This is a genomic window from Streptomyces sp. NPDC059785, assembly GCF_042732375.1.
GTDB lineage: Bacteria > Actinomycetota > Actinomycetes > Streptomycetales > Streptomycetaceae > Streptomyces.
In genome coordinates, this window is record NZ_JBHWHV010000074.1 from 1 (window position 1) to 22,005 (window position 22,005).

The following is a 22,005-nucleotide window of genomic DNA, read 5'->3' on the forward strand; positions in this document are numbered from 1 at the left end:
CCCGGCCTGCTTCAGGGTGGCGACCGGTCGCCACCCTGAAGCAGGCCGGTGCCACTGTGCGAAGGTGAGCGCATGCTCGTGCTCCGCTCCGCCGCCCTGTTCGCCGTCGCCGCGCTCTTCGAGATCGGCGGTGCCTGGCTGGTCTGGCAGGGCGTGCGCGAGCACCGCGGTTGGCTGTGGATCGGCGCCGGCGTGATGGCCCTCGGCGTCTACGGCTTCGTCGCCACGCTCCAGCCGGACGGCGAGTTCGGCCGCATCCTGGCCGCGTACGGCGGGGTCTTCGTCGCCGGTTCGATCGCCTGGGGCATGGTCGCGGACGGCTACCGGCCCGACCGCTGGGACGTCACGGGCGCGCTGATCTGCCTGGCCGGGATGGCGGTCATCATGTACGCGCCGCGGGGCGGCAACTGACCTCGGCGTACACATCGGCGTACGCGACCACGTACGCCTCGTAGCGCGCGGCCACGTACGCCTCGTCGCGCTCAGCCGCGTACGCCTCGGTACGCCTCGCCGTGCTCAGCCGCGTACGCCTCGGTACGCCTCGGTACGCCTCGGTACGCCTCGACGTGCGCGGCCACGTACACCTCCTCGTACCCCCCGGCCCGCACCACCCACCGCACACCCCACACACCGCCCGCCTATCCTGGCCGGACAGCCGCAGCACCGTACGCACCGAGGAGCAGCCGTATGACCCCCGCCGCCGCGTCCCGTATCGCCGTCGTCACCGGTGCGAGCAGCGGCATCGGTGCCGCGACGGCCCGGCAACTCGCCGCGGCCGGCTACCGCGTCGTGCTGACCGCCCGCCGCAAGGACCGCATCGAGGCGCTGGCCGAGGAGCTGACCGCGGCGGGCCACCAGGTGACGGCGTACGCCCTCGACGTCACGGACCGGGCCGCGGTCGACGAGTTCGCCACCGCCTTCAAGACGATCGGCGTCCTGGTGAACAACGCGGGCGGCGCGCTCGGCGCCGACCCGGTGGCCAGCGGCGACCCGGCCCAGTGGCGCCAGATGTACGAGACGAACGTCATCGGCACCCTGAACGTCACGCAGGCGCTGCTCCCCGCCCTCACCGCGAGCGGCGACGGCACGATCGTCGTGCTCACCTCCACCGCGGGGCACGGCACGTACGAGGGCGGCGCCGGCTATGTCGCCGCCAAGCACGGCGAGCACGTGCTCGCCGAGACGCTGCGCCTGGAGATCGTCGGCACGCCGGTCCGGGTGATCGAGGTGGCGCCCGGCATGGTCAAGACGGACGAGTTCGCGCTGACCCGCTTCGGCGGCGACCGGGAGAAGGCCGCCAAGGTCTACTCGGGTGTGGCCGAGCCGCTCACCGCGGACGACGTCGCCGACACCATCACCTGGGCGGTCACCCGCCCCAGCCACGTCAACATCGACCTCCTCGTGGTCCGCCCGCGCGCCCAGGCCTCGAACACGAAGGTCCACCGGGAGCAGTGACCACCGGCCCCCTGGACGACCCGGAGGACACCGACGCGGACGCGGACGCCGGTGAGCAGCGGCGCCTCGCCCTGGAGAAGAAGCGGGAGCGGTACGTCTGGTACTACCTGGCGTACTTTTTCTTCGGCATCCACATCGTCGCGTTCGTCATGATCTACGCGGTACACCACGCCAAATAGCGCACCGGCATAGTGTCGCCCCGTGGACAGACACATATCTTTCGACGCGCTGCACAACTTCCGTGACCTGGGCGGCTATTCGGCGGACGCCGGGCGGCGGGTCCGGCCGGGGCTGCTGTACCGCTCGGACTCCCTCGGCAAGCTGGCCGTCGGTACGGCGGACTGGGAGCGCTTCCTCTCGCTCGGGATCCGCACGGTGGTGGACCTGCGCTACCCCTGGGAGATCGACGGCCGCGGCCGCGTCCCCGACCACCCCTCGTTCTCGTACCGCAATCTCAGCATCGAGCACCGCCCCTACGACCAGGCGGCGCTGACCCCCGACATCGACCCGGGCCCGTACCTGGCGGAGCGGTTCGCGGAGGTCGCGCAGGACGGCACCAAGGAGATCCGCGAGGCGCTGGAAGCCGTCGCGGAGGCGGCGCGGGCGGACGAGCCCCTGGTCTTCCACTGCGCGTCCGGCAAGGACCGCACCGGCCTGCTGGCCGCCCTGGTCCTCGGCCTGCTCGGCGTGGACGAGCCCACGATCGTCGAGGACTTCAGCCTCACGGAGCTGGCCGCACCGGCCCTGCTCGCCGACTGGCGGGACCGCAACGGCGGCCGCAGCCCGGTCTGGCCCGCCTTCGGCCGCGCCCCCGCACGGATCATGCGGCTGTTCCTCGCGGACCTGACCGCCCGCCACGGCTCGATCGCGGGCTACGTCACCGACTCCCTCGCCCTGGACGCGGACGCCCTGGCGGACACCCTCCGCACCCATCTCCTGGAACCGGCCCCCGCCGCCGCCCCGCCCCTGACCTACCGCAAGGCGGTCCCGGCCGACGCCACCGCCCTGACGCGCCTGCACGACGCGTCCGCCCTGTGGCAGCTCGCCCGCGGGATCCGCGACTGGCGGCCGGGCGGAAAGGACGAGGCCCACTTCCGCACCCGCATGACCGAGGGCGAGGTCTGGCTCGCGTTCGCCGGCGACCACCTGGCCGCAGCCTGTGAGCTGTGGTGGGACGACCCGGTCCACTGGGGCCCCCGCCCGCCCGAGGCCGGCTACGTCCACCGCCTGATGGCCGCGTCCCACACGGCCCCGCGGGGCACGGGCCGCCGCATGCTGGCCGAGGCGGAGGCCCGCATCACCGCCGCGGGCCGCCCCTACGCCCGCCTCGACTGCCTCACCACCAGCCCCCGCCTGCGCGCCTACTACGAAGCCGCGGGCTACACACCCCTGCGCGACCAGCAGATACACCACCCCACGACGGGCCGCACCTACGAGGTGACCCTCATGGAGAAGCGGCTCGGGTAACTCACAGGGGTGAACTGCCTCGATCAGCCTTCTACGCACGGAAGATCACGGGCGCCGAGCGAAGCATGAAACGCAATGCCCGGGACGGCATCTACAACATCCTCTACACGAAGGAAGCCTCCCAGGCGCTGGCGTCCCACCTGTACTGTCCGGGCTGCCTGTCGCTGGCGCGCAAGCAGGCCGCCGACTCGCTTGCCACCTGGGTCCGCCCAGCAGGGATGAGCATCGCACCTGACCGCCGCCGCCGGCAGGCGTGGGAGGACCGCGTACTGCTCAGGCTGAACGACGACGTGGCGGCGGCCCGTGAACTCGGCCGGACCGAGAAAAGCTGTTACATCCGCCTCTGGCGTCTGCGTACCGGACAGGCTCCCCTGCCCGCTGATCAGTGAGACGACGAGCGGGGCTCCGGTCGAAGCCGGGCCCCGCTCCTCGGTGTCAGCCCTTCGCGTCGGCCCTTCACCTCAGCCCTTCACGCAGATGAACTGCTTCAGCTTCGCGACGATCTCGACGAGGTCGCGCTGGTGCTCCATGACCTGGTCGATGTTCTTGTAGGCACCCGGGATCTCGTCGAGCACTCCGGAGTCCTTGCGGCACTCCACCCCCCGGGTCTGCTCCTCAAGGTCCCGCACCGTGAAGTGCCGCTTCGCCGCGTTGCGGCTCATGCGCCGGCCCGCGCCATGCGAGGCCGAGTTGAACGCCTTCTCGTTGCCGAGGCCCTTCACGATGTACGAGCTGGTCCCCATTGAGCCGGGGATGATCCCGTAATCGCCGGCACCGGCCCGGATCGCGCCCTTGCGGGTGACGAGGAGATCCATCCCGTCGTACCGCTCCTCCGCCACGTAATTGTGGTGGCAGGAGATCTCCCGCTCGAACGTCGGCTTCGCCTTCTTGAACTCCTTGCGGATCACGTTCTTCAGGAGCGCCATCATCAGCGCACGGTTGTACTTCGCGTACTCCTGCGCCCAGAACAGGTCGTTCCGGTACGACGCCATCTGCGGGGTGTCGGCGACGAACACCGCGAGGTCCCGGTCGACCAGACCCTGGTTGTGCGGGAGCTTCTGCGCCACGCCGATGTGGTACTCGGCCAGCTCCTTGCCGATGTTCCGCGACCCGGAGTGCAGCATCAGCCAGACTGCGTCCGACTCGTCGAGACAGACTTCGATCATGTGATTTCCGCCGCCCAGCGTCCCCATCTGCTTCGCCGCCCGCTCCTGGCGGAACCTGACCGCTTCCGCGACCCCGTCGAAGCGGCCCCAGAAGGCGTCCCAGCCCCCGGTGGCCAGGCCGTGGAAGTCGCCCGGAGCGACCGGGTCGTCGTGCATCCCGCGGCCCACCGGGATGGCCTGCTCGATCTTCGAGCGGAGCCGCGACAGGTCGCCGGGCAGGTCGTTCGCCGTCAGGGACGTGCGGACCGCGGACATGCCGCAGCCGATGTCCACGCCGACCGCCGCCGGGCAGACCGCGTCCCGCATGGCGATCACCGAACCGACCGTCGCGCCCTTGCCGTAGTGGACGTCCGGCATCACGGCAAGACCCTTGATCCAGGGCAGCGTGGCGACGTTCTGGAGCTGGCGCAGCGCCACGTCCTCGACCGACGCCGGGTCGGTCCACATCCGGATGGGAACCTTCGCACCCGGCACTTCCACGTACGACATAACGTCCTCTTTCCCCCGGGAAACAACAGAAGTGATTAATCGCAAAACCAGCGCCAAGGTCGACGTATCAGACAACGGACCGGCGTCCACGGCAGTGCGTGCGATACACATTGTTCCCAGCGGCCGCCCCCGCGCGGCAAGCGAATAACCACAGGACACCCGCCCCAGGGTCCGACCGAGGACCCCGTCGAGAGGAGCCTCACCGTGCAGCGGAAGGCGTACGTACCGGGCGCCGCCGCGCTCCTCGCGGCACTGCTGGCCGGCTGCACCGGCGGCTCGGGCGACGGCGGCGCGGCCGAGGACTCCAAGGCCGGCGGCTCCGCCACGACGGCGACCTCGGCCCAGCCCGGCAAGTACAGCACCCTGCCGCAGCCGTGCGGCTCGGTCACCGAGGACGCGCTCGACTCGCTGCTGCCCGGCATCGCGGACCTCACCGACGAGCAACAGGAGAAGGCGTACGAGGGCGAGGCCACGCTCACCTACGACACCGACCGCAAGGCGGGCTGCCGCTGGAAGGCGGACTCCGCGGACGCGACGGACCACCTGCTGGTCGACTTCGAGCGCGTGGTGTCGTACGACAACGCGGTCAGCGACGACAGCCGGGCCGCGAAGGTCTACTCGACCCAGGAGGAGGCCGCGGACCTGCCCGAGCCGTCCGACTCGCCCGACGTCGAAGACACCGGGGACGGCGGGGACACGGGGGACGGCGGCGACACCGGCGACACGGGCGAGACCCCGTCCGCGTCCGCCTCCGCCTCGTCCACCGCCAAGGGCTCCAAGGGTTCCGGCACGTCGGACGGATCCGGCTCCTCGTCCGACGGCAAGGCGGGCTCCGACGACACCTCCTCCCCCACCGCGACCGCGAGCGAGACCCCGGCCGCCCTCCAGCCCCGCAGGATCGGTGATCTCGCCGACGAGGCGTTCCTCGACGACGAGCTGAGCGCCTCCGGCTCCACGGCCCGGCAGCGCACGGTGACTGTGGTGTTCCGCACGTCCAACGTCGTCGTGACGGTCTCCTACGAGGAGCAGCCGACCCAGGCCGGCATCGTCCCGGACAGCGAGGAAATGCAGGACAGGGCGCTGAAACTGGCCCGGAGCCTGGCCGATTCACTCAACGCGTAGCGGCCCCGCACGGCCGTCCGGGTGCTCCGCGGGAACCGCCCGAAGACGGACCGCCCCGCGCGCTCACCGCGTACCGTGGCCCCTCGGACCCGACCGGCCGCACCCGCCAGGTGCGCCCGTACCACGAGCGTCATGAGTGACCATGAGTGAAGGAACCATGCACCGATCAGCACAGCGAGCCCAGCGAGACCAGCGAGTACTGCGATTCGACCGCATCCTGGTGGGTGTGGCGGCCGTCCCCGTGATGCTCGTCGCCTCCGCCTGCTCCTCGGACTCCGGCTCCGGTGACGACGCGAAGGCCACGAAGACGGAGCAGAGCCCGACGGCCAGTGCGAGCGCCTCCGAGGAGACGGTCGCGAAGGCCGCGTACGCGACGCTGCCCGAGCCCTGCTCGGTGCTGTCGAAGAAGACGCTCGGCGATCTGGTGCCGGAGGCGAAGAAGGCCGGCAACGAGGGCAAGTCGGACGACATCAGCACGCGCGGCAACTGCTACTGGGACAGCCTCGACAACAACGGCGTCAAGGGCTCGCAGTTCCGCTGGCTGAACGTGGCGATGCTGCGCTTCGAGTCGGACTCGCGCGGGGCGGGCGACCAGCGCGCGCAGGAGTACTACGAGAAGCAGGTCAAGGCCGCGCAGACGGTGTCCGGGGCGAAGAACGCGAAGACGGAGCCGGTGTCCGGGACGGGCGACGAGGCGACGGCCGTGCGCTACGACCTGAAGAAGAAGGAGGGCGCCTTCAAGCAGCAGACGGTGGTGGCCCGGGTCGAGAACGTCGTCGTCACGGTGGACTACAACGGCGCGGGTCTGGCGGGCGACAAGACCCCGGACGCCGCCGGTCTGGTGAAGGACGCGCAGAACGCGGCGAAGGAGGCGGTGGCCGCGGTGACCGCCGCCAACGGCAAGGGCGGCAGCGCGAGCGCCTCCCCGTCGAAGTCGGCCTCACCGTCCAAGTCGGCGTCGAAGTCGGCCTCGAAGTCCGACGAGAAGTCGGACGCGGACGACGAGTCCGCCTCCGAGTCGCCCTCCGAGAGCGCCTCCCCGTCGAAGTCGAAGTCCTCCTCCAAGGACTGACCTCGCCCGGTCCGGGGGCCTCAACCGCCCGCCCTCGCAGTCCAGTTGGCGGAGCCCGGTGCGCGCGCGAACCGGGCTCCGGCCGTACCGGCGGATCGCCCGCCGCACACATGTGCCACCCTGTTGCGCGCAACAACACAGGCAAGGGGAGGGGATGACGGGTGGCCGCGCCACTGAAGCTCACACGGATGCACCGGGTTCTCATCGGCGTGGTGGTCGCCGGAGCGGTGGTCATCGCCGGTATCGGCTTCGCCGGTTCGTACGCGGCCGTCCGTGAGCTCGCCATCGAGAAGGGCTTCGGGAACTTCGCCTACGTCTTCCCGATCGGCATCGACGCGGGCATCTGCGTCCTGCTCTCCCTGGACCTCCTGCTGACCTGGATCCGCATCCCGTTCCCGCTGCTGCGCCAGACGGCGTGGCTGCTGACCGCCGCGACGATCGCGTTCAACGGCGCGGCGGCCTGGCCGGACCCGCTGGGCACAGGCATGCACGCCGTCATCCCGGTGCTGTTCGTCGTCGCCGTGGAGGCCGCCCGGCACGCGATCGGCCGGATCGCGGACATCACCGCGGACAAGCACATGGAGGGCGTCCGCCTCACCCGCTGGATGCTCTCCCCGGTCCCCACGTTCCTGCTCTGGCGCCGGATGAAGCTGTGGGAGCTGCGCTCCTACGAGCAGGTGATCAAGCTGGAGCAGGAACGCCTCGTCTACCAGGCCCGGCTGCGCTCCCGCTTCGGCCGCGCCTGGCGCCGCAAGGCACCCGTCGAGTCCCTGATGCCGCTGCGCCTGGCCCGCTACGGCGTCCCGCTCGCCGAGACCGCCCCCTCGGGCCTGGCCGCGGCCGGTATCGAGCCGGCCCTGCTGCCGCCCGCCCCGCAACAGCCCCAGCCGCAGCCCCAGCTCGAGGCGGCGACCGCACCCGCCGGCCGCCCGGAACAGGACGTTCGGCAGCCCGACCAGCAGCAGGCGCAACAGCGAGCGCAGCAGCAGGCCCAGCAGGCGCAGCCCGTCGGCCCCGAGCCCGAGTGGTACCCCGAGGACCCCGAGTTCGCTCCGCAGGGCGGCCCCGGCCAGGACCCGCAGTCCGGCCAGTCCCCCTGGTTCTCGGCACCGACCGTCCAGGACGTGGTCTACGAGGGCGGCTACGACCCCACGTACGTGCCCGAGGAGCAGTACGAGCAGTGGTACGAGGAGCAGCAGGCGCAGCGGTACGAGCCGGGGCCCGAGGAGACGGGCAGCTTCCCGATCCCGGCGGGTCCCGGCCGCACCCGGCAGCTCGGCGAGGGCGGCGCGCCCGGCCCGGAGCAGCTGCCGATCCCGGGGCCGCGCCAGGAGCAGCGGCCGCCGGTCGCCGAGGAGCGGCCCGACGCGGTGGCCGACGAGAAGACCCAGGAGGAGGCGTACTACAAGGTGTTCCGTCAGTCCATCGACGGCAGCTTCCCCACGCCCCGGGCTCTTGGTAACGACATCGAGGCCGCCCACGGCACGACGCTCAGCTCCAGCGCGCTGAAGGCGATGTCGGAACGCTTCCAGAACCGCTACAACGCGGAGCTGGAGGAGGACCACATCGCCTGAGCCCGGACGGGCCCCCGCGCCCCGAAGGGGCGCGGGGAACCGCGCGACCAGCCACAACGGACCCGCTGCCGGCGCACCGGCCCCGAGCGGAGTGCTTACGCGCCCAGCAGCTTGCGCACCCGGTCCTGGCCGACGGCGAGCAGCAGGGTGGGCAGCCGCGGGCCGGTGTCACGGCCGACGAGCAGGTGGTAGAGCAGCGCGAAGAACGTGCGCTGGGCGACCTTGATCTCCGGCGGGAGCTCCTTGGGACCGGCGTCGGCGGAGAAGCCGGCGCGGACCTTCGGGACGCCGTAGACGAGGTGGGTCAGGCCGTCCAGGGACCAGTGGCTGTCGAGGCCCTCCAGGAGCAGGCGCAGCGATTCCCGGCCCTCGTCGTCCAGGGACGCGAGCAGCTCGGCGTCGGGCTCGGCCCGGACGACGGTGCGCTGCTCAACGGGGACCTGGGTGTTGATCCACGCCTCGGCCCGGTCGAGCCGGGGCCGCACCTCGTCAAGGGCGGCGAGCGGGTTCCCGGGGTCGAGCTCGCTCAGGATGCGCAGGGTCTGGTCCTCGGCACCGGCGGTGACGTCGACGACGGAGGCGAGCGTGCGGTACGGCATCGGGCGGGGGGTCTTCGGCAGCTCCCCTGCGGCGGTGCCCACCGCGCGCGCGTGGGCGGCGGCGTCGGCCGGGAGGACGGAGCCGTCGGCGACCTTGCCCGCGAGCCGGTCCCACTCGTCGTAGAGCCGCTGGATCTCCTGGTCGAAGGCGATCTTGAAGGACTGGTTGGGGCGGCGGCGGGCGTAGAGCCAGCGCAGCAGCTGCGGCTCCATGATCTCCAGGGCGTCGGCCGGGGTGGGGACCCCGCCCTTGCTGCTGGACATCTTGGCCATGCCGCTGATGCCGACGAACGCGTACATCGGGCCGATCGGCTGCTTGCCGCCGAAGAGCCCGACGATCTGCCCGCCGACCTGGAAGGAGGAGCCGGGCGAGGAGTGGTCGACGCCGCTCGGCTCGAAGACCACGCCCTCGTGCGCCCAGCGCATCGGCCAGTCGACCTTCCAGACCAGCTTGCCGCGGTCGAACTCGCTCAGCCGGACCGTCTCTGAGAACCCGCAGGCCGAGCAGGTGTACGTCAGCTCGGTGGTGTCGTCGTCGTAGGCGGTGACGGTGGTCAGGTCCTTGCCGCAGTCCCCGCAGTAGGGCTTGTACGGGAAGTACCCGGCGGCGGAGCCGCTGCCGTCGTCCTCGTCGGCGGCGCCGGAGCCCTCGGCGGCCTCCAGCTCGGCCTCGTCGACGGGCTTCTGCGACTGCTTCTTCGGCGGGGCCTTCTTGGTGCGGTACTGGTCGAGGATCGCGTCGATGTCACCGCGGTGCTTCATCGCGAACAGGATCTGCTCGCGGTAGGCGCCCGAGGTGTACTGCTCGGTCTGGCTGATCCCGTCGTACTCGACGCCGAGCTCGGCCAGCGAGGCGGTCATCGCGGCCTTGAAATGCTCCGCCCAGTTCGCGTGCGGCGAGCCCTTGGGGGCGGGCACGGAGGTGAGGGGCTTGCCGATGTGCTCGGCCCAGGAGTCGTCGATGCCGGCGACCCCGGCCGGGACCTTGCGGTACCGGTCGTAGTCGTCCCAGGAGAGCAGGTGGCGCACCGTGTACCCGCGGCGGCGGATCTCGTCGGCGACCAGGTGCGGGGTCATCACCTCGCGCAGGTTGCCCAGGTGGATCGGTCCCGAGGGGGAGAGTCCGGACGCGACGACGATCACCGGTGCCCCGGCACCGTCGTGTTTCGCGCCCTCGGCCCGACGCTCCGACTCGGCGACGACCTCATCCGCGTAACGGGAGACCCAGTCGGTGGTCTCGGTGCTCTGAGCCACGATCGGCACGTCCTTCTTTCTCTTACTGCCTCTGAATACTGCTACTGCCTCTGATGCCAGTACGGCTGACCGACCCATTCTCCCAGCTCCGCCCTCAACCGCGAAAACGGCTTTTCACCGCGTGGGATACTTGGCCCCGCGGCCGGATGCGGCCGTGCACGACCAGCAGACCCACCGAACCCGAGCAGAACGGCAGCCACTGAAATGGCCTCGGTCACGTCCCTCACCGCTTCCGTCCACCAGCGCCTCGCGGACGCCCTCACGGCAGCACTGCCGGAGGCCGGTGCCGCGGACCCGCTGCTGCGACGAAGCGACCGGGCCGACTTCCAGGCCAACGGCATCCTGGCGCTCGCGAAGAAGGCCAAGGCCAACCCGCGCGAGCTGGCGGCGCAGGTCGTCGCGCGCGTGGAGTCGGGCGACCTGCTCGCGGACATCGAGGTCTCGGGCCCCGGCTTTTTGAACATCACGGTCACCGACTCGGCGATCATCGACAACCTCGCGGCCCGCGCCGCCGACACCGACCGCCTCGGCGTCCCGCGCGCGGAGCACCCGGGCACCACGGTGATCGACTACGCGCAGCCGAACGTGGCCAAGGAGATGCACGTAGGCCACCTGCGCTCCGCCGTCATCGGCGACGCGGTGGTGCAGATCCTTCAGTTCACGGGCGAGACGGTGGTCAGGCGCCACCACATCGGCGACTGGGGCACCCAGTTCGGCATGCTCATCCAGTACTTGATCGAGCACCCGCACGAGCTGGACCACGACAAGGGCGAGGGCGAGGTCTCCGGCGAGGAGGCCATGTCGAACCTGAACCGGCTGTACAAATCGTCCCGCGCGCTCTTCGACTCCGACGAGGAGTTCAAGACCCGGGCCCGGCGCCGGGTGGTCGACCTCCAGGCGGGCGACGCGGAGACCCTCGCGCTCTGGCAGAAGTTCGTCGACGAGTCGAAGATCTACTTCTACTCGGTCTTCGACAAGCTGGACATGGAGATCCGCGACCCTGACGTGGTCGGCGAGTCCGGTTACAACGACATGCTGGACGAGACCTGCCGCCTGCTGGAGGAGTCCGGCGTCGCCGTCCGCTCCGAGGGCGCGCTGTGCGTGTTCTTCGACGACGTCAAGGGCCCCGACGGCAACCCGGTCCCGCTGATCGTCCGCAAGTCCGACGGCGGCTACGGGTACGCGGCCACCGACCTGTCCGCGATCAGGAACCGCGTCTTCGACCTGAAGGCGTCGACCCTGCTCTACGTGGTGGACGCCCGCCAGTCCCTGCACTTCAAGATGGTCTTCGAGACGGCGCGGCGGGCCGGCTGGCTCAACGACGACGTCAAGGCGGTCCAGCTCGCGTTCGGCACGGTCCTCGGCAAGGACGGCAAGCCGTTCAAGACCCGTGAGGGCGAGACGGTGCGCCTGGTGGACCTCCTGGACGAGGCGGTCGAGCGCGCCACGGCGGTCGTCCGCGAGAAGGACACCAGGGGCGAGCTGTCGGACGAGGAGATCGCCGAGCGCGGCGCCCAGGTCGGCATCGGCGCGGTGAAGTACGCGGACCTGTCGACGTCGGCGAACCGGGACTACAAGTTCGACCTGGACCAGATGGTCTCGCTGAACGGCGACACCAGCGTCTACCTCCAGTACGCGTACGCGCGGATCCAGTCGATCCTGCGCAGGGCGGGCGAGACGCGTCCGGCCGCCCACGCGGAGCTGACCCTCGAACCGGCGGAGCGGGCGCTCGGCCTGCACGTGGACCAGTTCGCGGAGACGCTGGCGGAGACGGCCGCCGAGTACGCGCCGCACAAGCTGGCGGCGTACCTGTACCAGCTGGCGTCGCTGTACACGACGTTCTACGACAAGTGCCCGGTCCTGAAGGCGGAGACCCCCGCGCAGGTCGAGAACCGCCTGTTCCTCTGCGACGTCACGGCGCGCACCCTGCACCGGGGCATGGCGCTGCTCGGCATCAGGACGCCCGAGCGCCTCTGAGAGCGCGCAGCCCTTCCGCTGTGAACGGACCCGGACCGTGGCTGTGAACGGTCCGGGCCCGACGCGTGGCAAGGGCCGCTGTCATGGGCGGAGCCGATGTCAGTGGTCGGCCCTACTGTCTGGTCATGGCGACTCTTCCCAACGCGCTGCCGAAGCTGGCGGCCGATCCGAGCGGCGGCACGCTCGGGCTCGAACTGCCCTCCGGGACCCTGGTCGACGCGACCGCGGAGGGCCCCTGGCACGAACCGCTCCTGTGGTGCTCCGACGGGCCCGCGGCCCCCGGCGACTGGCTGCGGCTCTCGGCCGCGCGCCGTACGGCCGGGCTGCATCCGGTGCTCATCAGCGCCATCGACGACGAGAACGACCCGGACGGTGCGGACGGCGCGAGCGGTGAAGGACCGGCCGGCTGGCAGCTCGACCCCGGCGCCACGACCTACCCGGGCGACCACGACCCGGAGGAGGTGCTGGCCGACTACTGGGAGGAGTACGCGGCGGACGAGCTGTCCGCGGCCGACCCGGACCGGCCGGGCCGGGAGCGCGTCGAGGAGGTGTTCGGCCCGCGGTCGCCCTTCGCCGACACGGTGGCGCCGTTCGGCCCGGTCTGGCCCGGCCTCGCCCCCGCGGGCCCCGGCTCCGCCGACCCCGACGCCCGGGCCGCGGCGGTCGCCGACTCCCTGACCGGCCCGGACTCCTGGCTGGAAGCCCCCCGCGCGGCCCTGGTCCCGGCCCGCCGCAGCGCCGACGTCCCGGCGGCCCTCGGCTGGTCGGGCCCGGTGAACCAGGAGGACGACGTGGCGCGGCTGTGCGCCGTCCTGCGCTCCTGGGAGGACCGCTTCGGCATACGGGTGGTCGCCCTCACCGCCGTGCAGCTCGTGCTGTCCGTGGCGGCGCCGCCCGCCACCGCGGAGGCGGCCGAGGCGGTCGCCGCCGAGCACTTCGCGTTCTGCCCGGACGTCGTCGTCCATGGCGACCACAACACCCTGCGGGAGTACGCGGCGCGGGAGGTGCTGGGCCGGCACGTCTGGTCCTTCTGGTGGGACTGACACCGGCCCGCCGGCGGAGGCGGGAGCGTTGCGGAGGCGCCCCGACGGCGACCCGGCTCAGCCCCGCCGGAAGCCCGGCTCAGTCCCGCGCTGTGCCCGGCTCCAGCCCGCGTCCCAGCCGCCGCAGCCCCTCGGCGATCTCGTCGGGGGTCTGGGTGACGAAGGTCAGCCGCAGCGTCGCCCGGTCCGGGGTGCCCGCGTAGAAGGGCGCCCCGGGGACGTACGCCACGTCCTGCTCGACCACGCGCGGCAGCAGGGCGGCGGTGTCGTACCCCTCGGGCAGCCGGGCCCACAGGAACATGCCGCCCTCGGGGCGGTTCCAGGTGGAGCCGTCCGGGAGGGCGCCGGCGAGGCCCGCGAGCATCGCGTCCCGGCGCTGGCCGTACGCGGCGGCGACGCGCGCCACGTGGGCGTCGAGGTCCCGGTCGGCCAGGTAGCGGGCGGCGGCGAGCTGGTTGACGGTCGGGGTGTGCAGGTCGGCGGCCTGTTTGGCGACGGCGCAGGCGCGGCGCAGCGCGGCGGGTGCCCGCAGCCAGCCGAGCCGCATGCCCGGCGCCATGACCTTGGAGAACGACCCGAGCAGCACCGTCCGGTCACCGGCGCCCTCGTAGCCGGCGATCCACGGCACCCGCTCGCCCTCGAAGCGCAGTTCGCCGTACGGGTCGTCCTCGACGATCCACAGCCCGCGCCGCCCGGCGACGGCCGCGACGGCGGCGCGGCGCTCGGCGGGCAGGGTCCGTCCGGTCGGGTTCTGGAAGGTCGGCACGGTGTAGAGCAGCTTGGGCCGCTCCCGCACGACCAGTTCGTCCAGGGCCTCCGGGTCGATGCCGTCGTCGTCGCCCGGCACGGCCACGACCCGCGCCCCCGCGAAGGCGAACGCCTGAAGTGCCGCCAGGTAACAGGGGCTTTCGACCAGGACGGTGTCGCCGGGCTCCACCAGGGCGGTGGCGAGCAGTGACAGCGCCTGCTGCGATCCGGTGGTGACCAGCAGGTCGTCGGCCGCGGTCGGCAGCCCGCGCGCGGTGGTGCGCGCGGCGAGGGCGGCCCGCAGGACGGGCTCGCCCTCGGTGGTGGAGTACTGGAGCGCCCGCTCGGGCGTCTCCGCGAGCACGTCGCGGTAGGCGGCGGCGATGCCCTCGGCGTCGAAGAGTTCGGGCGCGGGCAGCCCGCCCGCGAAGTTGATCACCTCGGGGCGTGCGGTGACCGCGAGGATGTCCCGCACGGCGGACCCGCCGACCGAGGCGGCCCGCGCGGAGAGCGGCGGGAGGGGGGCGGACGAGGCGGCGGTACGCGGGCCGGTGCCGGGGCCGGTCCCGGGGCCGGTACGGGGGCCGGTGCCGGGGTCGGTGGGGGAATCGGCGGTGACGGTCACGAGGCGGCTCCTTGTCGGTGGTACGGCAGGACCGCACGCGCACCCGCGGCCCTGCTGCTCGGTGCCCGCACCCTAGGCAACAAGGTGCCGCCTACATCCACCATTTCCGCGATCCGGACACGGCGATCCGGACACGGCCGGAGCGCCCGGCCGTGTCCGCGCACTGTTCAGAAGGGCGGCACCGCTCAGGGCTTGACCGCCGTCCCCACGTAGACGTTGATGTCCGCGTCCGTGACGTCGTTGATGTCGCGGTAGCGGACCAGCTCGATGTCGTCGAGGGCGGACAGGTCGACGGCGTCGGCGTCCTCCGGGAGCGGGGCGGCCCCGTCGGGGTGCCAGTGGTGGGCGGGCACGACACCCGGCTCCTCGATCTCCAGCCCGTTCTCCGTGAAGAACCGCTCGACCTCGGCCTTGGTGCGCAGTACGAAGGTGAAACCGCGCTCGTGGTAGGTCCGCGCGACCGCGCGCACGTTCTCCGGATTCAGGTCCTCGGTGAGGTGGCTGAGCACCAGCCGGCTGCCCGAGGGCAGCACGTCGACCAGCTCCCGCACGATCGCGTACGCCTCGTCGTCCTCGATGAAGTGCAGGATCGCGGCGAGCACGAGCGCCAACGGCTCGCTGAGGTCGAGCGTCCCCGCGGCCTGTTCGAGGATCTGGGCGGGCTGCTTGAGATCGGCGTCGATGTAGTCCGTACGCCCCTCGGGGCCGCTGGTGAGCAGGGCGCGCGCGTGCGCCAGCACCACCGGGTCGTTGTCGACGTACACGACCCGGGAGTCCGGCGCGGCGCGCTGGGCGATCTGGTGGACGTTCTCCTGGGTGGGCAGTCCGGTGCCGATGTCCAGGTACTGCCGGATGCCGGACTCCTTGGACAGCCGGGTGACGGCCCGCCGCATGAAGTCGCGGTTGTGCCGCACGTCGAGGTACCCGCGGGGGTTGGCGGCGAGCGCCGCTGCGGCGGCCGCCCGGTCCACCGGGTAGTTGTCCTTGCCGCCGAGGAAGACGTCGTAGACCCGGGCCGGGTGCGCCTTCGTCGTGTCGATCCGCCTCCTCAGCTCGGCGGGGTCCTGGCTGAGCGCGTCACCGGGCATGGAGCCTCCCTGGGAAGTCACCTGGTCAGTCGATCACCTGGTCAGTCGATCGCCAACAACCTAGCTTCACCGATGACTTGATAGTGCCCGGCACCGGTACGGCCGCGCCCCTCACTCGCCGTCGGTCCGCTCCCAGGCGTCGCCGCCCAGCGGATAGCCGTACACCGGGCGCCCCTTCGTCCCGCTGGTCCGGAAGGGCCGGCCCTTGTTGTCGATGCGCACCGTCCCGCTGCGCTCGCCGCTGGACCAGTCAAGCTCCAGGTACCAGCTCACGTCGTTCGCCTCGGCGTGGGCGAGGATCTGGAACACCTCGGGATCGCTCTCGCTCACCTTGTACGGGAAGTCGCGCTGCCCGCCTTTGACCACGGCGTCCGGGTTGGCCAGGTCGAGGTTCACGTCGAAGGACTTGCTCTCCGCCGGTCCGCCGCAGCCGACCCCGATGAACCCCATGGAGTAGCTGTTCCAGGCGAGCGGCGCGCCCTTGCCCACCACCCGCACGTGCAGGGCGTCCAGTACGGCGGTCTCCTCGCCGGTGCCCTGCACGGTCAGGGTGAGCCGCTGCTCGTCACCGGAGACCGCGCCGAGCGTGGTGATCCAGCCGGGCGCCTCCTGCTCGTTCGGCGGCGGCGGCACGTTGGCGGGGTCCTGGTCGAGCAGGTAGGGCTGCCCGCAGGGGCTGTCCCAGACGTACGGCTTGGTGGCGACGGTGAGCGGTACGCCGCCGCCGCTGTTCCCGGACCCCTTCTCCGTACCGCCCCGCGAGGCGGAGGCGGAGGCGGACGGGGACGTGCTGTGCGAGGCGGACGCCGAGGCCGAGGGGGAGGACGACCGCCGCTTGCCGTCGGCCGACGCCCCGCCCGTGCCCGACTCCGCGACCGTCGCGGCCCCGGCACCCACCGCCTGCTTGCCGCCGCCCTCGTCGTCGCCACCGCCCTGCACGAGCCCCACGAGGACCGCGGCCGAGACGGCGGCGGCGACCACGGCGGCCCCGGCGAGCACGACGGTCCGCCGGCGCCGACGCACCGGAGCCTCCGGCTCAGCCGCCGCCTCCGGCGCGGACACACGCGCGCCCTCGGCCCCGACCTCTGGCTCTCCCCCAGCTTCTGCTGCCGCCTCCACCGATTCCGGAGCAGGTACCGATCCGGCAGGCGCCGGTGTGACGGGTGCCGGCGTGGCGGGTGCCGGTGTGGCGGGTGCCGGTGTGGCGGGTGCCCCCTTCTGTCCCCGCCGGGCATCGGCGAGCACCCACCGCCGGTGCAGCTCGACGAGTTCCTCGGGGGTGGCCTTGCAGACCCGGGCGAACCGCTCCACGGGCGCGTAGTCCGTCGGTACGGCATCCCCGTTGACGTACCGGTGGAGCGTCGAGGCACTCATGTGCAACCGCTTGCCGAGCACCCCGTAACTGAGCCCGGACCGCTCCTTCAACTGCCCCAGCAGCTCGGAGAATGCGTCCCCCGCCACCGTTCCTCCCTCTCCCCGTGTCCCGGACCGGCATTCCAGGGGACTGTCATTCCCCCAGGTCAGAGCCGGTACGAACGTTCCAGCGTCCCGTTTCCCCCGACTGCTGTGGCGGCTGGGACGGATCACCGCACAAGCTGTGGCCATCCAAGCACGCCGCTCCCGGCACCCGGTCGAGCGGTCTGCGCCAAGTCCCGCACCACCACAGGGGGATCACCATGTCCGCACGCACCGCCCGCACCCGTCTGCTCGCCGCCGCCACGCTCGCCGTCGCCGCGTTCACGATGACCGCGTGCGACAACGGAGAGGGCGTCCGCGACGAGGGCGCGTCGGCGCAGGCGTCGGAGACGGCGTCGGGCACGACGGGCACGACCGGGGGCTCGGACAGCACGGGTTCGAAGGGCACGGGCGGCTCGAAGGGAACGAACGGCTCGAAGGGCGCCGAGGCGGACCAGGCGTCCTCGTCCTCCGGCTCGTCCTCGTCCTCCAGCCGCCTGAACCCCTGCACCACGTCCGTCACCAAGGTGACCGCCACGGAGGTCTCCCGTCCCCTGAACCACATGCTGCTCACCGTCACCAACACGGGTTCGAAGACCTGCCACCTCGTCGGCTACCCGGCGGTCAGGTTCGGCGAGGCCCAGTCGGTGCCGCCGGTGTTCGAGGAGTCCCAGCCGCAGGCGGTGGTGACGCTGGCGCCGGGCGAGTCGGGCTACGCGGGCGTGCGTCTGTCGATGGCCGACGGCAGCGGCAAGAACGGCTACACGGCCGAGTCCCTGACGGTCTACTTCAACGACGACAAGGGCACGGCCACCCCGTCGCTCCCCGCGAAGGGCACGTACGTGGACGACTCGCTCACGGTCACGTACTGGCAGCAGGACCTGGACGACGCGCTGATGTACTGACACCGGCGACCGCGGGTCCGGCACGCGCTACCGCGTGCCGGACCCGCGCAGTCCGGGGCACCAGGTCTCCTGTTCCTCCGTCCCCCAGCGCCCGCAGAAGCCGACCTGCCGCAGCACGGCCTTCTCCCCGACCTGCTGGACGGAGATGAACTTGTCGACCGGGGTGTGCCCGCCCGCCTCGCCGCCGAAGTCGACGTCGCCGCTCTCCCCGTCGAGGGCCGAGTCCCCGTGGATGCCGCCGAGCGCCCGCCACACGGCGTGCGGGGTGATCTCCATCCCGGGCGCGTCCTCCTGAAGGCTGCGGACCGCCGCGAGGTACACGCTCACGGCGTCGTAGGCGAGGGCGGCGTGGCCGTCGAGGAAGGTGCTCGCCGACGGCCCGCACTCCTCCTCGAACAGCCTCTTCATCGTGGAGTAGAGGTTGTCGGCGCCGTCGCAGGAGTGCGAGTTGGGGGTGAAGTCGAGGAAGTCGTAGGCGAGCCGGCCGAACTCGGCGCGCCGCTTCGCGTCCGCGCCGAGCCGGGCCACGTCGTCACCGCCGAGGATGTGCGGCTCGGCCGTGCCGCAGATGCTGTCGACGCTCAGCAGGACGCTCTCGAAATCCTCGGAGCGTCCCGCGAAGAACACCAGCCGGTCCGGGTCCGCGCACACGTGCCGCCCGGCCGTGCGCGTACCGGCTCCGCCCGCGGAGGCGCCGGCCAGGGAGTCGGGGGTGAAGGCCCGCGGCACCACCGTGAAGCCGCGCCCGCCGAAGGCCCGGACGGCGTCCTTCCACAGGGTCCGGCTGTAGGCGTCGCTGCGGTCGTCGGAGTGCAGGAGCAGCACCTCCTTCTTCTTCACCGCGGCCCCCTCTCCCTCCCCCGACGTCCCCTTCTCCAGAAGTTCCGCGGCGTAGGCGGCGGCGACCTCGGCCTCGCGTTCGTTCTGCGGTGAGACCTGGTGGTAGAGCGGGGAGTCGTCGTCGAGGGTGTCGGCGGACGGGGTGGTGCCGACCATGGGCAGGCCCGCGCGGGTGAGCGCGGTGATCGTCTCCACGGTGGCCCGGCGGCTCTCGTCGAGGCCGGTGACCCCGACGATGGTGGGGTCGTCCCGCTTCATCCGCTCGATGATGGCGGCGACCTTCTTCCCGTGGTGCATGCCGGAACCGGCGTTCGCCGGGAAGATCCGCAGTACGGGCTGGTTCTCCGCGAGCTGGTCGAGCTGCCTGCGCTGGGCGCTCGCCGCTCCCTGGAGCTGTTCGCGCGCGTACGACAGGGCCTTCGGGGGCTGTCCGCCGGCGGCGCTGAACATGGCCGACACGTGGACGAGGGTGACCAGGGGCCGCCCGGAGTCCCGGTGGATCCGCTCGGCCTCCTCGTTCTGGGCGGCGAGCACCTCGAAGGTCCGGCGCAGCTCGTCGTCCTTGCCGCCGCCGACCGCGAAGCCGAATCCGTGCGGGGCGACGCCCACGCACTCCCGGGTCTCCTCCTCCCACCGCACGGTCCCGGCATCGGGGTCGGAGCGCTCGAGCCCGCAGTGCGCGCGCTGCCAGCGGCCGTCCCGGATCACCATGCCGCCGACGCTCGCGGCGACCAGGGCCAGGGCGAGGGTCACGGCCCCGACGGTGGCGGCCCGCCCGGCCCAGGCCGGAGGCCGTCCCACGGTGAACCGCCGGGCCGCGGAGGAGCTCTCGTGCTGGGCGTCCTGGTCGGGGTGGCCCTCCGGGAGCGGGCCCGGCACCTGGACGGGCAGCTTCCAGAAGTCGGCGCCGCGGCTGCGCCCCGCGCTCCGCAGCCGCTCGCACCACGCCTGGTACGGCGTCAGCTCCTCGGCCAGACTGCGCACCCGCACCCGACCGGGATCGTGCTCACGCCGCTGCTCGTCCTCCGTGCAGCTGGTGACGATGAGCAGCGGGTCGAAGGCGCCGGTCTCGTTGCGCACGTCCACGAACGAACGCACCAGCGCCCAGCCGCGGTTGTCCGTGCCGACGCCCTTGAGGAACGCCACGCAGTAGGCCGTGCGCCGGGCGGCGCGCCGCCGCCAGGGCCGCCGCCGGTAGGCGACCCGCAGGTCCTCCAGGAAGGCGTTGACCATCAGCTTGACGACCTGCTCGGGGTCCTCGCGCCCCCACCGGGGCTGGGTGAGCCGCAGCGCGAACCCCGCGAACGTCCCCGGATCACCGGGCGCCATGTACGGCTGCCGCAGCAGCCACCGGTACTCGCCGCCCAGCACCCGCCAGGCCCGGAACCAGGTGAGCGGCAGCACGTACAGCCCGAGGACGTACGCCCACCAGGGCACGTTCCCCTGGAGCGCCACCTCGGTGCCGGGCGAGCGCAGGAGGCCGAGGACGGGCCGGCGCTGGAACTCCCGGTCCCGCAGGCGGCGCAGCATGTCCCGGTCGTGCTGCGAGTCGGGTTCGTCCTCCGTGGAGGTCATCTCCAGCAGCCAGTTGACCAGGCCGAACCGCCGGAACCGTACGCGCCGGTCACCTCCGCCGCGGGCGGAGGAATACTCCCGGGCGAGCTGGACGAGCACCCTGCGGCACAGCTCGGAGCGCTGCCAGGCGGGGGCCAGGTCGGGACGTTCCCGGACGACCTCTTCCCACCGCTCGTCCATGGAGACGACCTCGTGCGGAACACGCCGCGGCTGCGCCTCCCCGAGCGCGCGCCTGATCTGCTCGGCGAGCCGCCCCTGCCGGTCGCCGACCAGTCCCAGTACGGGGATGCCGTCCCGGTGCGGCACCTCGCTCGGCAGCTCGCCCTTGCGCGGGCGGCGTACGAGCTGGTTCAGCAGCGCGAAGAGCCGGTCGGCGTGCGGGAAGACGGGTTCCACGGGACCCCCGGTGGGTGCGCAGGCGGGTGACCGGCACCATGACGCGCGGTCGCGACACCAACGCGTCCTCTCACCCGCCCGTCACGGCGCCCGCCTCCACGCGCCCCCGGCACGCACTCAGCGCAGGTTTCGCGCGACCTCGGTGGCCCAGTAGGTGAGGATGTTCCGCGCCCCGGCCCGCTTGATACCGGTAAGCGTCTCCAGGATCGCCTTCTCCCGATCGATCCAGGCCTTCTCTGCCGCAGCCTCGATCATCGAGTACTCACCGGAGATCTGATAGGCGACGACCGGCACGTCAGACTCCTCCGCAACCCTGGCGAGGATGTCGAGATAGGGCCCGGCAGGCTTGACCATCACCATGTCGGCCCCCTCCTCCAGATCCAGCGCCAGCTCGCGCATCGACTCCCGGATGTTGGCCCCGTCCTGCTGGTAGGTCTTCCGGTCCCCCTGGAGCGAGGACCCGACGGCCTCCCGGAAGGGCCCGTAGAAGGCGGAGGCGTACTTGACCGCGTAGGCGAGAACGGCCACGTCCTCGCGCCCGATCTGATCCAGGGCATCGCGGATGACCCCGATCTGCCCGTCCATCATCCCGCTGGGCCCGACCACGTGGGCCCCGGCGTCGGCCTGCACCTGAGCCATCTCGGCGTACCGCTCGAGGGTGGCGTCGTTGTCGACACGTCCGTGCTCATCGAGCACCCCGCAGTGCCCATGATCGGTGAACTCGTCAAGACAGAGGTCAGACATGACAAGCAACTCGTCCCCGACCTCACCTCGCACATCCCGGAGCGCGACCTGAAGAATCCCCTCCGGATCGGTCCCGCACGTCCCGGCGGCATCCTTCTTCGCATCCTCGGGCACCCCGAAGAGCATGATCCCGGAGACCCCCGCCTCCACCGCCTCCGCGGCCGCCTTCTTCAGACTGTCCCGCGTGTGCTGCACGACCCCAGGCATGGCAGCGATCGGCACAGGCTCGCTGACCCCTTCCCGCACGAAGGCGGGCAGGATGAAGTCGGCCGGGTGCAGCCGGGTCTCGGCGACCATGCGCCGCATCACAGGCGACGTACGCAGCCGCCGCGGCCGCGTACCGGGGAAGGATCCGTACTTCGTCATACCTCCACGCTACGCCCGCCCCACACGTGCCTTTGCCGACGCGCAG

Annotated in this window: 18 protein-coding genes; 11 read left to right on the plus strand and 7 right to left on the minus strand. The window is 72.0% G+C overall.

Annotated elements, in window-relative coordinates; translation table 11 throughout:
* The first annotated feature begins 72 nt into the window (after positions 1-72).
* The 5 genes from ACFV6E_RS37095 (at position 73) to ACFV6E_RS37115 (ending at position 3,311) form a co-directional block, all read left to right on the plus strand.
* Positions 73-411, plus strand: coding sequence for a YnfA family protein (locus ACFV6E_RS37095; protein WP_385177412.1), 339 nt, complete (start codon positions 73-75; stop codon positions 409-411).
* Positions 412-687: 276 nt separating this feature from the next.
* Positions 688-1,455: an SDR family NAD(P)-dependent oxidoreductase gene (locus tag ACFV6E_RS37100; protein ID WP_385177414.1), complete on the plus strand. Its 768-nt coding sequence runs from the start codon at positions 688-690 to the stop codon at positions 1,453-1,455.
* The gene (locus ACFV6E_RS37105; protein WP_385177415.1) at positions 1,452-1,634 is read left to right on the plus strand and encodes a hypothetical protein; all 183 of its coding nucleotides are present in this window, start codon (positions 1,452-1,454) and stop codon (positions 1,632-1,634) included. Before ACFV6E_RS37100 ends, ACFV6E_RS37105 begins: the two co-directional genes overlap by 4 nt.
* Positions 1,635-1,656: 22 nt before the next feature.
* Positions 1,657-2,922 carry a tyrosine-protein phosphatase gene (locus tag ACFV6E_RS37110; protein WP_385467742.1) on the plus strand — a complete coding sequence of 422 codons (1,266 nt, stop codon included), beginning with the start codon at positions 1,657-1,659 and terminating at the stop codon, positions 2,920-2,922.
* 65 nt (positions 2,923-2,987) lie between these two features.
* On the plus strand, positions 2,988-3,311 hold the full coding sequence (locus ACFV6E_RS37115; protein ID WP_385177419.1) for a hypothetical protein: 324 nt from the start codon (positions 2,988-2,990) through the stop codon (positions 3,309-3,311).
* Between the two features lie 72 nt (positions 3,312-3,383).
* Here the strand turns inward: ACFV6E_RS37115 and ACFV6E_RS37120 are convergent, their stop codons facing one another.
* Positions 3,384-4,577, minus strand: coding sequence for an RtcB family protein (locus ACFV6E_RS37120; protein WP_385177421.1), 1,194 nt, complete (start codon positions 4,575-4,577; stop codon positions 3,384-3,386).
* Between the two features lie 204 nt (positions 4,578-4,781).
* Here ACFV6E_RS37120 and ACFV6E_RS37125 point away from each other — a divergent pair, with 204 nt between their 5' ends.
* The 3 genes from ACFV6E_RS37125 to ACFV6E_RS37135 all read left to right on the plus strand — a co-directional run bounded on the left by ACFV6E_RS37125 (position 4,782) and on the right by ACFV6E_RS37135 (position 8,345).
* Complete coding sequence (locus tag ACFV6E_RS37125) at positions 4,782-5,699, plus strand: DUF3558 domain-containing protein (protein ID WP_385467745.1); 918 nt, start codon at positions 4,782-4,784, stop codon at positions 5,697-5,699.
* 157 nt (positions 5,700-5,856) lie between these two features.
* Positions 5,857-6,771, plus strand: coding sequence for a DUF3558 domain-containing protein (locus ACFV6E_RS37130; protein WP_385467748.1), 915 nt, complete (start codon positions 5,857-5,859; stop codon positions 6,769-6,771).
* A 161-nt stretch (positions 6,772-6,932) separates the two neighbouring features.
* Complete coding sequence (locus tag ACFV6E_RS37135) at positions 6,933-8,345, plus strand: DUF2637 domain-containing protein (protein WP_385467751.1); 1,413 nt, start codon at positions 6,933-6,935, stop codon at positions 8,343-8,345.
* 95 nt (positions 8,346-8,440) lie between these two features.
* On the opposite strand, the gene lysS is transcribed toward ACFV6E_RS37135, so the two are convergent.
* Positions 8,441-10,207 (minus strand): lysine--tRNA ligase, encoded by a 1,767-nt coding sequence (gene lysS / locus ACFV6E_RS37140; RefSeq protein WP_385467754.1) that lies wholly within the window; start codon positions 10,205-10,207, stop codon positions 8,441-8,443.
* A 195-nt stretch (positions 10,208-10,402) separates the two neighbouring features.
* Here lysS and argS point away from each other — a divergent pair, with 195 nt between their 5' ends.
* Together argS and ACFV6E_RS37150 are read left to right on the plus strand one after the other, a co-directional pair.
* Positions 10,403-12,175: an arginine--tRNA ligase gene (gene argS / locus ACFV6E_RS37145; RefSeq protein ID WP_385467757.1), complete on the plus strand. Its 1,773-nt coding sequence runs from the start codon at positions 10,403-10,405 to the stop codon at positions 12,173-12,175.
* A gap of 125 nt (positions 12,176-12,300) precedes the next feature.
* Positions 12,301-13,218 (plus strand): DUF4253 domain-containing protein, encoded by a 918-nt coding sequence (locus tag ACFV6E_RS37150; RefSeq protein WP_385467760.1) that lies wholly within the window; start codon positions 12,301-12,303, stop codon positions 13,216-13,218.
* 79 nt (positions 13,219-13,297) lie between these two features.
* On the opposite strand, the gene ACFV6E_RS37155 is transcribed toward ACFV6E_RS37150, so the two are convergent.
* The 3 genes from ACFV6E_RS37155 to ACFV6E_RS37165 form a co-directional block, all read right to left on the minus strand.
* Positions 13,298-14,590 carry a PLP-dependent aminotransferase family protein gene (locus ACFV6E_RS37155; RefSeq protein ID WP_385166204.1) on the minus strand — a complete coding sequence of 431 codons (1,293 nt, stop codon included), beginning with the start codon at positions 14,588-14,590 and terminating at the stop codon, positions 13,298-13,300.
* Positions 14,591-14,775: 185 nt separating this feature from the next.
* Positions 14,776-15,678: an SAM-dependent methyltransferase gene (locus tag ACFV6E_RS37160; RefSeq protein ID WP_385467763.1), complete on the minus strand. Its 903-nt coding sequence runs from the start codon at positions 15,676-15,678 to the stop codon at positions 14,776-14,778.
* Between the two features lie 111 nt (positions 15,679-15,789).
* Complete coding sequence (locus ACFV6E_RS37165) at positions 15,790-17,139, minus strand: helix-turn-helix domain-containing protein (RefSeq protein WP_385467767.1); 1,350 nt, start codon at positions 17,137-17,139, stop codon at positions 15,790-15,792.
* Positions 17,140-17,354: 215 nt separating this feature from the next.
* Here ACFV6E_RS37165 and ACFV6E_RS37170 point away from each other — a divergent pair, with 215 nt between their 5' ends.
* Positions 17,355-18,038 (plus strand): DUF4232 domain-containing protein, encoded by a 684-nt coding sequence (locus ACFV6E_RS37170; protein WP_385467770.1) that lies wholly within the window; start codon positions 17,355-17,357, stop codon positions 18,036-18,038.
* A 27-nt stretch (positions 18,039-18,065) separates the two neighbouring features.
* On the opposite strand, the gene ACFV6E_RS37175 is transcribed toward ACFV6E_RS37170, so the two are convergent.
* Both ACFV6E_RS37175 and hemB read right to left on the minus strand, forming a co-directional pair.
* Positions 18,066-20,849, minus strand: a complete 2,784-nt coding sequence (locus ACFV6E_RS37175; RefSeq protein WP_385467772.1) for a hypothetical protein — start codon at positions 20,847-20,849, stop codon at positions 18,066-18,068.
* A gap of 117 nt (positions 20,850-20,966) precedes the next feature.
* Complete coding sequence (gene hemB / locus ACFV6E_RS37180; protein ID WP_385467775.1) at positions 20,967-21,959, minus strand: porphobilinogen synthase; 993 nt, start codon at positions 21,957-21,959, stop codon at positions 20,967-20,969.
* Positions 21,960-22,005: the final 46 nt, after the last annotated feature.

What these genes read in the sequence shown, in the direction of transcription:
- ACFV6E_RS37095 (WP_385177412.1), top strand. Translation starts at nt 73, where the DNA reads ATGCTCGTGCTCCGCTCCGCCGCCCTGTTCGCCGTCGCCGCGCTCTTC.
- ACFV6E_RS37100 (WP_385177414.1), top strand. Translation starts at nt 688, where the DNA reads ATGACCCCCGCCGCCGCGTCCCGTATCGCCGTCGTCACCGGTGCGAGC.
- ACFV6E_RS37115 (WP_385177419.1), top strand. Translation starts at nt 2,988, where the DNA reads ATGAAACGCAATGCCCGGGACGGCATCTACAACATCCTCTACACGAAG.
- ACFV6E_RS37120 (WP_385177421.1), bottom strand. Translation starts at nt 4,577, where the DNA reads ATGTCGTACGTGGAAGTGCCGGGTGCGAAGGTTCCCATCCGGATGTGG.
- ACFV6E_RS37130 (WP_385467748.1), top strand. Translation starts at nt 5,857, where the DNA reads ATGCACCGATCAGCACAGCGAGCCCAGCGAGACCAGCGAGTACTGCGA.
- argS (WP_385467757.1), top strand. Translation starts at nt 10,403, where the DNA reads ATGGCCTCGGTCACGTCCCTCACCGCTTCCGTCCACCAGCGCCTCGCG.
- ACFV6E_RS37150 (WP_385467760.1), top strand. Translation starts at nt 12,301, where the DNA reads ATGGCGACTCTTCCCAACGCGCTGCCGAAGCTGGCGGCCGATCCGAGC.
- ACFV6E_RS37160 (WP_385467763.1), bottom strand. Translation starts at nt 15,678, where the DNA reads ATGCCCGGTGACGCGCTCAGCCAGGACCCCGCCGAGCTGAGGAGGCGG.
- ACFV6E_RS37170 (WP_385467770.1), top strand. Translation starts at nt 17,355, where the DNA reads ATGTCCGCACGCACCGCCCGCACCCGTCTGCTCGCCGCCGCCACGCTC.
- hemB (WP_385467775.1), bottom strand. Translation starts at nt 21,959, where the DNA reads ATGACGAAGTACGGATCCTTCCCCGGTACGCGGCCGCGGCGGCTGCGT.